The 14737-nt window shown below is 41.5% G+C and carries 9 protein-coding genes and 2 pseudogenes; 7 read left to right on the forward strand and 4 right to left on the reverse strand.

Annotated elements, in window-relative coordinates; all coding sequences use genetic code 11:
• Positions 1 to 280: 280 nt before the first annotated feature.
• The 3 genes from AAC155_RS20105 to AAC155_RS20115 all read right to left on the reverse strand — a co-directional run bounded on the left by AAC155_RS20105 (position 281) and on the right by AAC155_RS20115 (position 5417).
• Positions 281 to 793, reverse strand: coding sequence for a sigma-70 family RNA polymerase sigma factor (locus tag AAC155_RS20105; protein ID WP_113043884.1), 513 nt, complete (start codon positions 791 to 793; stop codon positions 281 to 283).
• A gap of 946 nt (positions 794 to 1739) precedes the next feature.
• On the reverse strand, positions 1740 to 2378 hold the full coding sequence (locus AAC155_RS20110; RefSeq protein WP_113043885.1) for a LysE family translocator: 639 nt from the start codon (positions 2376 to 2378) through the stop codon (positions 1740 to 1742).
• Between the two features lie 750 nt (positions 2379 to 3128).
• Positions 3129 to 5417: a TonB-dependent hemoglobin/transferrin/lactoferrin family receptor gene (locus tag AAC155_RS20115; RefSeq protein WP_228900472.1), complete on the reverse strand. Its 2289-nt coding sequence runs from the start codon at positions 5415 to 5417 to the stop codon at positions 3129 to 3131.
• Positions 5418 to 5683: 266 nt separating this feature from the next.
• Here AAC155_RS20115 and AAC155_RS20120 point away from each other — a divergent pair.
• A pseudogene (locus AAC155_RS20120) lies at positions 5684 to 5974 on the forward strand (DinB/UmuC family translesion DNA polymerase); the annotation flags it as partial.
• Between the two features lie 36 nt (positions 5975 to 6010).
• On the opposite strand, the gene pepD reads toward AAC155_RS20120, so the two are convergent.
• Positions 6011 to 7486 (reverse strand): beta-Ala-His dipeptidase, encoded by a 1476-nt coding sequence (pepD, locus tag AAC155_RS20125; protein WP_113043887.1) that lies wholly within the window; start codon positions 7484 to 7486, stop codon positions 6011 to 6013.
• A gap of 224 nt (positions 7487 to 7710) precedes the next feature.
• On the opposite strand from pepD, the gene gpt reads away from it, so the two are divergent.
• The 6 genes and pseudogenes from gpt to aas all read left to right on the forward strand — a co-directional run.
• Positions 7711 to 8172 carry a xanthine phosphoribosyltransferase gene (gpt, locus tag AAC155_RS20130; protein ID WP_113043888.1) on the forward strand — a complete coding sequence of 154 codons (462 nt, stop codon included), beginning with the start codon at positions 7711 to 7713 and terminating at the stop codon, positions 8170 to 8172.
• A 14-nt stretch (positions 8173 to 8186) separates the two neighbouring features.
• Entirely contained in the window at positions 8187 to 9434 is a 1248-nt protein-coding gene (gene frsA, locus AAC155_RS20135; protein ID WP_113043889.1) for an esterase FrsA, read from the forward strand.
• Positions 9435 to 9634: 200 nt separating this feature from the next.
• A complete protein-coding gene (gene proB / locus AAC155_RS20140; protein WP_113043905.1) occupies positions 9635 to 10738 on the forward strand; it encodes a glutamate 5-kinase in 1104 nt (367 codons plus the stop codon).
• 9 nt (positions 10739 to 10747) lie between these two features.
• Entirely contained in the window at positions 10748 to 12001 is a 1254-nt protein-coding gene (gene proA, locus AAC155_RS20145) for a glutamate-5-semialdehyde dehydrogenase (RefSeq protein WP_113043890.1), read from the forward strand.
• A gap of 176 nt (positions 12002 to 12177) precedes the next feature.
• Positions 12178 to 12702, forward strand: a complete 525-nt coding sequence (aroL, locus tag AAC155_RS20150; protein ID WP_113043891.1) for a shikimate kinase AroL — start codon at positions 12178 to 12180, stop codon at positions 12700 to 12702.
• A gap of 99 nt (positions 12703 to 12801) precedes the next feature.
• Positions 12802 to 14679: pseudogene (gene aas / locus AAC155_RS20155) on the forward strand (bifunctional acyl-ACP--phospholipid O-acyltransferase/long-chain-fatty-acid--ACP ligase); the annotation flags it as partial.
• Between the last annotated feature and the right edge of the window lie 58 nt (positions 14680 to 14737).

Genomic DNA, 14737 nt, shown 5'->3' on the forward strand with positions numbered 1-14737 from the left:
CCCATTGTTCAGCGCAGGTTGAAAACATAAAGATTACCTCAAGTCGGGTTTGTTATTGAGATCAATCTATGAGGAAAAAGTTCAATAACGAGGGGGCAGGTTAAAATATTTGTGTAGGAAAGACAGGATATAAGGGGGAGCTAACCCGGTGTTTTCTGTGATTCTACATACGCCTTTAGTGTCTCGATGGTCGCACCGTCTGCACCACAGGAGAAACGAAATAAGAGTGTGATTATAGCCCCCACTATCAGACTGCTTTCGCAGAACGGTTTTTTGAATTTTAAGTGAGAATTTGAATTTTTTTACATTTGTTATGCGCTCGTTGCAAATACTGTTTTACTGAACTGGCAGAAACCTGAAGTTGATCCGCTATTTCGCTATAACGTAGACCTTGTAGCTGTGCCAGCAAAAAAGCGCTTTTTACTTGAACTGGCAATTTATCAAGAGTGATATCGAGTTTTTCAAGCTGTTCAAATGTGGCGATGCTGCTTTCAGCAGAAGGCATAGTCATTTCTGGTGTCGAGTTTATATACTTTAAATAGTTCTCTTCGGTCTTTCTTCGACGGTAATAGTTGGCAACCAGACAGCGGGCCACGGTCGCCAGAAAAGGCCGTGGTTGGCGGATGTCTGACAAATTTGAACTTGATAGAACGTTCAGGAAAGTGTCCTGAGTGAGATCCTCAGCATGGCACGGGCAAGGGATTTTATGACGTAGCCAGTTATATAACCAGTCATGATGTTCAAAATAAAACTGTTGAGCATAATGATTAAATTCAGAATTAAGTTTAGGCATATCTTTGGTGTTGGTATTATGATTTCCAACAATTTGGCTATATGAAAATGATTATTATTTTCATATGACCATCATCTGTCAAGCTGTTGGCCTTAAGTGAGTTCCCTTACGGCATTTTGCCGCAACCGGATGGGTTTTTAAAATCGAGAAAAAGCGCAAGTGTGTCATGAAAAAACAGATAAAACTTTAATCATTAAAGGTAAAAGGCAGTGATTAGGTTTTTTCAAAGCGGGTAGAAAATTCGATATTACACTGAAATTGAGCGAGAAAATTAATAATGTTTTCAACCGGGTAATAAACTTTCCTATAAACCGATTAAATCATCAATCATGAAAAATCGGAGTAATAAAATCCGTAAATAAATGATTTAAACGAATATTAATCGGGTTACTTTCAGCGTTGTTATGTCGTGTTTATTATGCAAAACCAACATCTTAAATACGCCGGTTTAAATTTTTCACACTGATTTAATCATTCCAATAGCATTGTTTTTCTACGGTTCGATTTAAACCATTTCTCTTTTATGTCTTTAATATGATTTCATGATAAAATTAACTCATATTGTTGTTTTATAAGAAATTTAATCGTTGTTTTAACATTTAAATATCCGTTTAATCGTTATAACCTTGCTGTCTGATTAATCTGCCAGATTTTTACCATCGTTGATGCAATAAAGCATTTTCATCTATTCCTGTCTAACAACAGCTATCAGCAATTTTTCTTTAGAAGGAAATCGACTGATCATCCAGTCGGCAATATTGCTTTATAATTTAATTTAGTGGTCGCCTAAGCAACCACCTTTAAAATGGAATGGCAATTACATAAAATCGTAAATAGTATCTTTTTATCCGTTTTCATGCTGATTACAGTAATCATTTCGTCTATTACCGAACAAGTTGTATATTAGTATTGAGATGTTCGTTGCCAATCCCTATTTTGGAGAAATTCAAACAGACATAAATAATAACCGAACAGCAAATCCGATCAGCACCAGTCCCATCACCCGCTCGAACCAATACCCTTTCCGTATGAATTTATTACGAATCACTATATTAGAAAAAATAACACTGACCAATACAAACCATACCGCATTGACCACACACATCCACACCCCATAAAACATTTGTATTGGGATAGGTGTATTGCTACTCACCACAGTCGTGAAAACTGCCAAAAAGAACAACGTCGCCTTAGGATTAAGGGCGTTTGTCATAAACCCCATCAGAAATGCTTTCCATCTACTCTGTGAAGCTTGAACAATTCCCTCACTCTCTAAGACAGCCACATCGGTAGGCTTACTCCTGATAAATTTGATACCGAGCCATATGATGTAAGTTCCCCCAACAAGTTTTGCTAATTCCATTAACCACGGAGTGGTATGCAGCAATGCACTAACCCCCACTAGTGTATAGATGACGTGTACTGATATTCCCGCTCCGATACCCACTGCCGTACATATCCCAGCCCAGCGACCAAACCTCACACTTTGTCGTATGGTAACCGCGAAATCTGGCCCCGGAGCTACCACTGCCAGAAAATGAATCACCGCCAGTCCTAGAAATTCCCCCCAATAGTTATGCAACATATTAACTCCAGAATGACAGCGGGTTTGCTGCTCCGCGGTAGCCAATAAAACATGACAAACTCAAACGTAGATCGTCTACACCAGCAGTCACGGCGTGCATACATTGAGAGTTAAAGATCAAAAGATCACCCACATCCGGTTGGATTTCTAGTGCTGGTTTACCAAGTTATCACCAGTCAGTACCGGACTGGACAGATAAATGCGTTCCGTCATATTCTATTTTCGGGGTATAGTAAAATATATCTAATGGTATTTGATAAAGATATTAAGTTCAAGCACTAGAGAAATAGGTATTGATTTCTGCGGAATTTATAAAATCTGCTTTTTTGTCGGCGGAAAAAAATAATAACTCTGACAGTGTACACATGGAAATATCAATTAACATTTCTTACTACAAGATATAGAGTAAGAAAAAAATATATATAAATAAGTGTGTTAAAAGGATAGTTAAATCATGTGACGTAAAAAAACCTAAATAAGATGAACCATACGATAAAATAATAAGAGTCTTAATTTAACAGGTATCCATTCTGACGACAACATACCTTTTTCAATTAAAGAAATGACTATTTTATCAATCAAGGTAATTATTGTTAAATAAAACTAATAACTTATTCAACTAAATAAGTGTGATTTTTCAGAAGAGCAGTTAGTCGCGATATTTCAGCGTCAGGGCGAGAAATAAACCTGGAGAGCTGAATGGTCAGCAGTCTGAGTTCCCTCAAACAGAGGGAACTATCAGGTGAGAAATCAGAACTTTTGTGAGACGCTGAATTTAATGTTACGTCCAATCCCGGAAACCGATTCACTGAGATATGGGTGATAATCCCGATTAAACAGGTTATTTACTGTTACACGAGCTTCAAAACCTTGCCAGAAATTGGGTTGCCAACTGGCGAATAAACCATGCAGTGCATAACCTTTGCTTTTGGGTATTGACCAAAGTCTTGCCATTGGATCGCCATCTTTAGGCGATCTGTCTTGTTTACGGACAAAATCTCCGGTCCAGCCTATTGCCATCTGCCATTGAGGGATTTTTATACCTAACATGGCGCGGGCGGAGGTGGGTGGAATTTCCGCAATCCAGGTTTTATTACCCCAAGGATTGCGAGGTGAAGCATCTCTCTGACCACGGATAGTCGAATAAGAAAGTTTTCCGAACAAGGAATTGCTGTCGTAGAAAGTCTCGATTTCCAGTCCTTGAATGGTATATCCCGGTAAATTACGGTAGTTGGATAAAGGCTTTCCGCAATCCGGTGATTTACACACTATTCCGCGACGGGTAAATATTTCATCCTTGCCTCTATTACGGAATAAAGTCGTACGGATTTGCAAACTATCTTGGTCCGCCAGCAGGCTATTGAAATTCAGAATCGCACCGAAGCGTAAACCAGTTATTCTTTCTACATCCAAGTTACGGCTGGTGGCAGTGACACTTGCCTTGGCATATTGCATTTCATACTGTTCATCCACCAACGGAGCGCGCCATGTCCGGCTGATATCTGAAAATAGTGACAGGTTTTGTGTTGCTTTCCACATGATACCAAAATGAGGAGACCAGCCGGTATAGGTGACATTGCTGTAATCATGACCTACATTTGGTGAGTTATCATTGTAGATTGCCGCGATATTGGGTTTGCCAATATTGGTGATATGGTCATAGCGAACACCGGGTGTCACAGTAACACTGCCTATAACCATTGCATCCTGCAAATAGAAACTACTCGTTTTTTGCTCGCCTGAAGGCATATAGGTTGGCTGAAAATAACCATGATTATATTCAGGTTTTTTGTCTTTACTTCTATCATGGATAAGGGTATTACGTTGATTTTTATGCCAACGAACTCCAGCTAATAATGTGTGTTCTATCGGTCCGGTTATAAAAGTACTTTCATTATTTATATCTACTAGGTTATCCACATAGTCGATCCAGCTTTCATTTCCCAATGAGCCAAGAAAACCGCTGTGAGCTTTTTCAGAGCGTTTATCATGCTGTTCTGTTTTCGAATAGGCATAGGTTGCTGTCAAGTTAAGTAACGGATTGTCTTCTGGCGCAATATTCCATTTGGCTGTGTAATTTTGGTCTGTTTGATCACGATAAACCAATTTCCGGCGCCAGGCTTCATTCCAACCATATTTTTCAACATCGGCTTCTGACGGAACGGCTATCTCATCACGTTTTGCTGCCCACGGCTGCCAACCATCAGAATCAGAACGCATAGCGGAAAGTGTCAATGTATTAGCATCGTTCAGGTAAAAATTCGTTTTCAATAAATAGGATGCCTGATCACTTTTAGAGAAAACAAAGCGGGTACCATCCGGTCGTTTAATATTGCCGCCATCTCGTTTGCTCATATATAACAGACCGTCAGCAAAGCCTTCTATTGTCCGGCCATAAACTGCGCTGCTATAAATATTTTGACGATCATTAGTGTGATAACTGTATTTCAACAATCCACCAAAATCTTCTCCCGGCCGTAATAAATCACTGGCATCTTTGGTGACAACTTTAACTGTTCCGCCAAATCCGCCATTACCATCAAGTAGATTATGTGGGCCTTTATCGACATCGATTCGCTTGATTAATTCGGGCTCAATAAAGATAGAGCCTTGGCGATATTTTTCGAAGCCTTTCGGTGCGTCATCTAAGGTGATTTTAACGTCTTCTGTATCACCCATTCCCCAGATATTCAGAGTTTGGCCGCCTGGACGAGGCGATCCTGACATAGAAACGCCGGGAAGTTGATCGAGCAGCTCGGCAATATTATCTGCTTGGGTACGTTCAATATCCTCTTTTTTCAATACGGAGCTTCCGGCACTGACGCTATTATTCAATCCTCCAATAACAGAAAGTGTAGAAAGTGTGATGACTTTCTCTGATTTTTCCGGTTTTTCTTTTGATTTTTGCTCTTCATTTTCCTGTGCAGCCAGATAACCTGGCAGGCCCGTACTCAGCATAATTATGCTTGATAAAGCATAATGAAGAGGGCGATTAATTGGCTGTGTAGTCGCTGTAGTTGAGGTTTTTTGTTTTTTCATTGTTATAAGCATCCTTGGAATGTCGTTAAATAGAAAAGTTGCACTTACAAGATAGGTCACTTAATGCAAGGAATCGGGCAGTAAAAAGTTAATAACGGTATTAATTATTTTGTTGATCAAGATATTTTCAAATCTGAGCTAAAAGCGTCTGTTAACAGTAACTCTTGATGTTGTTACTAGATTGCTCTTGAGTCTATTTTTATGTATGTTTATACAGTCATTGTTGATAGGCTAAAGCAGAATGCGAAAGATTATTCATATTGATATGGGAACAGTGTACTGAACTGATAGAAAGTTTATATCTGGAATTAGAAAAACGATTGGGTAACGTTAAACCTGATCTGCGGATTGCCCGTCAGGGGGTTAAACTGAAATTTGATGATTTTCAACTCACCACTCAGGAGCATGTTCATCCATTATTGGATAAACAGGATTTACTGCAATTGGTCCAGAAAACATGGATATCTCGCCGGGAAGGGCGTGGCGTTCGTTTAGTGGGTTTGCACGTGACTTTGCAGGACCCAGAAATTGAGCGGCAACTCTTGCTTGAATGGTAATTCCCCTGCCATCACATCGAGGCAGGGGAGAGCTGATTAAGCCTTTTCAGGAATAGCTTTCAGAATTGCAGTCAGCAGTTGCCAATATTGCCCGACACTCTTGATGTGCACTTGTTCGTCAGGAGAGTGAGCGCCCGTAATGGTTGGCCCGATAGATACCATGTCCATATCAGGATAAGGTTTCTTGAATAGGCCACATTCCAGCCCTGCATGGATCACCATAATATTGGGTGTCTTATCGAATAACTGTTGATAAGTCTCACTGACTAAGTGCATTACAGGAGAACTTGCATCTGGCTGCCAGCCGGGATAATCACCTTTAGCGGAAATCTCAGCATTCGACAGTTGAGCTAGTGAAGAGAGCATACCTATGACATAGGACTTGCCGCTGTCGATGAGCGAACGGATTAAGCAAATGATATTCACCTTATCTTGTTCCATTGCAACAACGCCCACGTTTAGCGAAGTTTCTACTACACCTTTGATGACATCACTCAAACGGATAACGCCATTAGGGGTACTGTTTAGCAATGAGATAAAACGGCTTTGGCAGTCATCAGTTAATGCCTGAATGTCGGTTTCGACCTCTTCCAATAATACAGTCAGGTTTTTCTCAACGATGGCATACTCATTTTTCAGTATATCCAAGTACTTATCTTTCAGTTGGATAAGCTGTGCTGCTTTATCGGCGGGGATGGCAACAATAACATGGCCTTCTCGTGGAATGGCATTACGCAGCGTACCGCCTTGGAAGTCGAGCAGTTTTAGCCCCAATTCCTGAGTATGGGCGGCAAGGAAGCGAGCCAGTAGTTTGTTGGCATTACCCAGTCCTAAATGAATATCACAACCGGAATGCCCGCCCTTTAGCCCTTTGATTATCAGTTTTAGTGTCTTGTAGTGAGCCGGAACAGCTTCACGAGTCAATGCTAAAGTGGTGGTAAAATCGATACCTCCAGCACAACCCATGTAGATTTCCCCTTCTTCCTCTGAATCGGTATTGATTAAGATATCAGCTTGAAGCCAGCCCGGTTGCAAGCCAAAAGCACCATCCATTCCGGCTTCTTCCGTCATGGTCAATAAAACTTCTAGCGGGCCATGTTTTACATTGTCATCAGCCAGTACAGCCAACGCTGATGCCAGGCCAATACCGTTATCAGCCCCCAGAGTTGTACCTTGGGCAGTAACCCATTCACCATCAACATAAGGACGGATAGGATCTTTAGTGAAATCGTGCACTGTATCGTTGTTTTTCTGTGGCACCATATCAAGATGTGCTTGCAGAACAACTGCTTTACGATTTTCCAACCCTTTACTGGCTGGCTTTCTGATCAGAATATTGCCAACTTGATCACGTTCAACGTGCAACTCTTTTTCTTGCGCCCATTGAACAATGTGGGTTGCCAGCGCTTCTTCATGGTAAGAAGGGTGAGGAATAGAGCAGATTTTGGCAAAGATGTCCCATAGAGGTTGAGGGGATAATTGTGATAGTTCTGATTGTGATAGTTCTGACACGACGAATCTCCTATGACTGCATCTCAATTAAGTTTCTATATGATGAGCGCTTAACGCCATGATGTTATTGGACTCAGAATACCACTTTACTTTTGTTAAGAATAATACGATTCATCGATTCCCTGTTTCCGCTAGTTTTTACAGACCTAAGTCACTATAATTCGCGCAACTTTTTTTGCGAGATGCTTTTCTAAAGTATTCTTAAGTTATCGGGATCAATTCTTATGAGCGAAAAATATGTCGTAACTTGGGATATGTTGCAAATACATGCCCGTAAATTGGCACAACGTTTACTTCCTGTCGAACAGTGGAAAGGCATCATTGCTGTGAGTCGTGGTGGCCTTGTCCCTGGAGCGCTTCTGGCGCGTGAATTGGGTATCCGTCATGTAGATACAGTCTGTATTTCCAGCTATGACCATAATAATCAACGTGAGCTGAAAGTTCTGAAAAAAGCAGAAGGCGATGGTGAAGGTTTTATCGTTGTGGATGATCTGGTTGATACTGGAGGTACTGCTCAGGCCATCCGTGAAATATATCCAAAAGCCCATTTTGTGACTATTTTTGCAAAGCCGGAAGGCCAACCGCTGGTTGATGATTATATTGTTGATATTCCTCAAGATACTTGGATCGAGCAGCCTTGGGATATGAGTGTAGTATTCGTTCCACCAATTTGTGAAGGTAAATAACATCAGCATTAGTTATGGCAAATCGGAACCTTTCAGAATCACTTTTTAAGCCAAGACAAAAACATCAGGAAACCTCCACGCTGGTAAAGCACCGCGATCCTCGGTTAATTGCGGGTAATTACAGTACGTTGGATGGTAATAGTCATGGTAGCTGGTATCGTATGATTAACCGGCTGATGTGGATTTGGCGAGAAATTGATCCGTTTGAAATAGAAGAAGTGTTGTGCCGGATTGCCATGACAAACGCGCAGCGCAGTGATGATAATTTACTGGATACGGTGATTGGGTATCGTAAAGGTAACTGGGTTTTTGAGTGGTCACATCAGGCGATGTTGTGGCAACAGAGAGCGTTGCAGGCAGAGCAGACCCCAGAAGCTGGCAATTTCTGGTTGAAAGCGGCTAATTTGTATAGCATCGCTGGTTATCCCCATCTTAAGGGTGATGAGTTGTCTCAGCAGGCCGTCATTTTAGCCAATAAAGCTTATGAAAATGCAGCTCGTTGTTCTGGCTATCAGTTGAGAAAAATAGAGTTCAAACTCAAGGAAGGTGGTTGTGTGACTGGCTTCCTTCATCTGCCTCAGCAACTGCAAAGTCCTTCTCCAACTATTTTGGTTTGTGGCAGTTTGGATAATTTGCAAAGCGATTATTATCGGCTATTCCGTGATTATCTGGCGCCGCTTGGATTTGTGATGTTAACTGTAGATATGCCCTCGATTGGTCACTCTTCACGTCTGAGGCTGACACAGGATACTTGTATTCTCCATCAACAAATCATCCATCAACTGGATGAAATTCCCTGGATTGACCACACCAGGATTGGCCTATTTGGTTTTCGCTTTGGTGCCAATATTGCCGTCCGGTTGGCCTATTTGGAATCTAAACGTATCAAGGGTGTTGCAACTCTTGGCGCTATCGTTCATGAGTGGCTCACTAGCGTTGAGCGTCAACAAAATTCACCTTCGATGTATCTTGATATGTTTGCTAGCAGACTGGGTATTTATAATGTGGATGAAAAGGCGTTTCGTCTCGAACTCGGCTGTTATTCCCTTAAAAAACAAGGTTTGTTAGGTCGGCGTTGTTCCGTTCCCATGTTAGCGGGTTATTGGCAGAATGATATTTTCAGCCCGAAAGAAGAATCTAAGCTGATAGCAATGTCATCAATGGATAGTAAATTACTGGCTATTCCGACAACGCCTGTTTATAACAGTTTCAATAAGGCGTTATGGGAGATGAGTCAATGGTTGAAAAATAAAGTCTGTTGATGAAATGTCCGTTACTTGTTGATTATTAACTGCTTTATTTTATAAAGATTTCATGCGCTTTCGGATAAAGTGGACAGCATTAATTTGTTCTAAGCTCCTATATTTTTCAATTTAACATTATGATGCCTGTTGGCATAACGCTTCTCTCCTGTTAAAACTGAGCACTGTTTTTTTAATTTAAATCTAATGGCAAAAATATGATGAATAGCAGCCAAACATTGGTTGTGAAACTGGGGACGAGTGTACTGACAGGCGGCTCTCGTCGCCTGAATCGAGCTCATATTGTAGAACTGGTAAGACAATGTGCTCAGCAACATGAAAAAGGTCATCGCATTATTATTGTGACTTCCGGTGCTATTGCGGCAGGGAGGGAACATTTGGGCTATCCGGATCTACCTGCAACGATTGCATCCAAGCAATTGCTGGCGGCGGTCGGTCAAAGTCGGTTGATTCAGTTGTGGGAGCAGCTCTTTTCTATTTATGGTATCCATGTTGGGCAAATGTTATTGACCCGGGCGGATTTAGAAGATCGCGAACGTTTTTTAAATGCCAGAGATACCTTACAGGCTTTGCTCGATAATCGCATTGTGCCTGTAATTAATGAGAATGATGCCGTTGCGACAGCGGAAATTAAAGTTGGTGATAATGATAATTTATCTGCACTAGTGGCAATTCTGGCGGGAGCCGATAAATTGTTATTGCTGACGGATATTGAAGGGCTATATACCGCTGATCCGCGTAGCAATCCAGACGCAAAACTTATCCCGGAAATTTATGACATCAGCGATGAATTACGTATGGTTGCTGGTGATAGCATTTCCGGTTTAGGGACGGGAGGAATGGCAACTAAGCTTCAAGCTGCGGGGATTGCAGGTCGCGCTGGTATTGATGTCATTATTGCCGCGGGTAATAAACCAGATGTCATCTCTGATGTCATTGAAGGTAATCCAATAGGTACTCGCTTTCATGGGTTGGAAAGCCCGATGGAAAATCGCAAGCGTTGGATTTTTGGCGCACCTCCGGCGGGTGAAATTATTGTAGATCATGGCGCTGAAACAGCAATCTGCGAAAAAGGCAGCTCTTTATTACCGAAAGGGATTAAAAATATTAAAGGTGATTTCTCCCGTGGAGAGGTTATCTGCATTCGTAGTCTGTCTGGTAAAGATTTGGCGCATGGTGTTTGCCGTTATAACAGTGATGCTCTACGTTTAATTGCAGGCCACCATTCACAACAGATAAGCCAAATCCTCGGTTATGAATATGGTGCTGTTGCGGTTCATCGTGACGACATGATCGTAAGTTAAGGATTTATAATGTTAGAACAAATGGGAAAGGCTGCCAGGGAAGCTGCATGGCAACTGGTACAGCTAAGTACAAAACAGAAAAATCAGGCATTAATTCGCATTGCAGATTTACTGGAGCAGGAAAGTGCAATCATTCTTGAAGCTAATCAGCTTGATATGATTCAGGCCCGTGAACAGGGCATGAGCGAAGCATTGTTGGATCGTCTATTATTGACGCCGGAACGTTTGACCGCGATAGCTCACGATGTTCGTCAGGTATGCGGTTTATCTGACCCGGTAGGGGAAGTCATTGATGGCAGTTTGCTTGACAGTGGCTTGAGATTGGAGCGTCGCCGTGTACCGCTGGGTGTGGTCGGGGTGATTTATGAAGCACGTCCTAATGTCACCATCGATGTTGCATCTCTGTGTTTGAAAACCGGTAATGCGGTTATTTTGCGTGGAGGTAAAGAGACACATAACACCAATCAAGCGACAGTGAAAGTCATTCAGCAGGCACTTGAACAGAGTGGATTACCTACCGCAGCCGTGCAGGCGATAGATAAACCGGACCGTGAGTTAGTTATTCAGCTACTAAAAATGGATCGCTATGTGGATATGTTGATTCCACGTGGTGGGGCAGGGTTGCATAAGCTGTGCCGTGAGCAATCGACCATTCCAGTTATTACGGGTGGAATTGGCGTTTGTCATACCTTTGTCGATGAAAGTGCTGATTTTGCTAAGGCATTAACTGTAATCACTAATGCTAAGGTACAACGGCCAAGTGCCTGTAATGCTTTGGAAACATTGTTGGTACATCATAAGATTGCGGCTGATTTTCTGCCTGCATTGAGCAAGAGCATGGAAGAGCAGGGAATTACTCTGCATGCGAGTAAATCAGCAATGGTGTTTTTGAAAGATGGACCTGCTAAGGTCGTGGATGTTACAGAAGCAGATTACCGTGATGAGTGGTTATCTCTGGATATGAATGTGGAAATTGTTAGTGATATGGGGCAGGCAATTGATCATATTCGTACATATGGTACGTCCCATTCTGATGCTATTTTGACTCAATCTTTGCACAATGCTGACTATTTTGTTCGTCAGGTTGATTCTGCCGCAGTTTATGTGAATGCTAGCACTCGTTTTACTGATGGCGGCCAGTTTGGCTTGGGAGCGGAAGTTGCCGTTAGTACGCAAAAACTGCATTCCCGTGGTCCAATGGGATTAGATGCGCTGACTACGTATAAATGGATTGGTTATGGAGATGATTTAATCCGTAAGTAATGTGTTTACTGTTACCCCAGAAGCGTGTCTGGTTATATTGAAGTTTCGGTAAGATCATGCTTTTGGGGTAGCTTTTACCGTATATATTAACTTTTAATTTTACGTTGATGTAAAGTTCTGGTTACTATAGGCGTTAATATATTTTTAACGATGAAATTTATCAAGGATATCAGGCAGTGAACCAAATATTGTTTATTGTAGGTGCACGTGGAGCAGGAAAAACGACGGTTGGAAAATTATTAGCCAATGAATTATCGTACACATTTATTGACACTGATCACTATATCCAACAAACCAGTAACATGACCATTGCGGATATTGTTAACCAGCAAGGATGGCAACAATTTCGGCAATTAGAAAGTCAAGCTTTACAACAAGTTACTCAAAGCAATCGCGTTATTTCTACCGGTGGAGGGATCATTCTTTCCGCTGAAAATCGCCAATATATGCGACAAAATGGCACGGTGATTTATCTTCAAGCTTCAGCGAGCATTTTGGCCGAGCGATTAATGCAGCAACCAGAAAGTACCCAACGCCCTAGTTTGACGGGAAAATCTATTGTTGAAGAAATGGAAGAAGTGCTTGCCGCCAGAGAAAATCTCTACTGTGAATGTGCGAACCATATTATTAATGCGCAACTTTCACCGGAAAAAATTACAACTTATGTGAAAGAAATTATGTTCTCTGGAGTAGTTTTCTGACACTATTTTAGTATTTTTTATAGAGAAATAGGAATATTACAGTGTCGAATAATAAATAGTATCTTCTATTTATTTTTTCAAATGGGTTGAGATACGAATATGTTGTTTAAATTTCTAAGGCTTGTTTTTCGTTTAATGTTTCGTTTAACAGTAGAAGGAGATATTAAACAATTTAACCACCCCAAATGCCTTATCACGCCTAATCATGTCTCTTTTCTTGATGGTGTTTTGCTGACACTTTTCTTGCCGGTTAAGCCAGTATTTGCTGTCTATTCCAACATTGCAAATCGGGGTTTTATGAAACTGGTAAGGCGCTATGTTGAAATAGTTCCCTTAGACCCAATAAATCCAATGGCTATCAGGATACTGGTTAAGGAAATAGAAAAAGGACGACCAATAGTTGTTTTTCCTGAAGGAAGAATTACTGTTACCGGTTCTTTGATGAAAATCTATGATGGGGCAGCTTTTATTGCGGCGATATCCGAAGCCGTTGTGGTTCCTGTTCGTTTTGAAGGGTTAGAAAGAACCCTATTTAGCCGATTAAAAGGTATTTTCAAACTTCACCTTTTTCCGAAGGTGACAATGAAAATCCTGCCTGCGACACAATTGCCGATGCCGAATGCGTCTAGTTCGGAGCAACGACGGCGTTTAGCCGGTGAGCGTTTGCATGAAATAATGATGAATGCCCGAATGGCGACCCGACCGCAAGAAACAATATTTGAATCTTTACTGGTTGCACGAAAACAATTTGGTCGTTTTAAGCCCTGTATTGAAGATGTTTCTTTTAAAGAAGACAGTTATAACAGTCTGCTTAAAAAAGTACTGGCGGCCAGTCGTATTTTGCAGCGTTTTACCTGCCAGGGGGAACGGATTGGTTTTCTTTTACCTAATGCCACTATTATGGTAGCTGCGATATTCGGGGCATCTTTGAGAGGAAGAATACCGGCTTTACTAAACTATACAACCGACAGTCATGGATTGAAGAATGCGCTAGCGGTTGCCAGTATTAAAACTATCGTGACTTCCCGGCAATTTCTGAAAAAGGAGCGATTAACACATTTATCCGAGCAGGTTACCGAGGTTAACTGGGTTTATCTTGAGGATTTGGAAAGTACAGTGACTTTGCTGGATAAATTATGGATCTTGTGGCACCTCTTTTTTCCGAAGCAAGCGATGGTGGCACAAAAACCCGATGATGATGCTTTGGTGCTATTTACGTCCGGTTCAGACGCTGTATCAAAAGGTGTCGTTCACAGTCACGCTAGTTTGTTAGCCAATGTGGAACAGATAAAAACCATTACTGATTTCAATCCACTTGACCGTTTTATGTCTTCTCTACCGCTATTTCATGCATTTGGGTTGACTGTTGGCTTATTCACTCCATTGTTGTCTGGTAGCCGAATATTCCTCTACCCAAATCCATTGCATTATCGGGTAGTACCAGAACTGGTATATGAATGTAACTGTACCGTATTATTGGGTACATCTACTTTCCTGGAGAATTATGCCTATTCTGCTCATCCGTATGACTTTGCGCGTCTTCGTTGTGTTATAGCCGGTGTTGAAAAGCTCACTGAAAATACTAAACAGATTTGGCAAGACAAATTTGGCATTCGCATTTTAGAAGGATATGGCATGACAGAGTGTGCGCCTGTCATTGCATTGAATGTGCCGATGATGGCTAAGGTCGGTACTGTTGGGCGGATTTTGCCGGCAATGGAATCCCGTTTGATTCCGGTAGCAGGAATTAAGACGGGGGGACGTTTGCAACTACGTGGCCCGAATATGATGAAGGGGTATCTGAGAGTTGGAGATCCAAATCATTTAGAACCACCAGCGGCAAAAGATGAGTATGGGAATATTCAGTTTAATTGGTTCGATACTGGAGATATTGTTTCAATTGATGAACAGGGATTTTGTACTATCCTCGGTCAGGGGAAACATTTTGTTAAACAGGAAGAAATCGTGTTATTGGAAAGTGAAGCTGAATAGGAACAATAATCGTGAATGCATCTTCCGTTGCTCAACCGCTATT

The sequence above is a fragment of the Photorhabdus sp. HUG-39 genome, assembly GCF_963878365.1.
Lineage (GTDB): Bacteria > Pseudomonadota > Gammaproteobacteria > Enterobacterales > Enterobacteriaceae > Photorhabdus > Photorhabdus kayaii.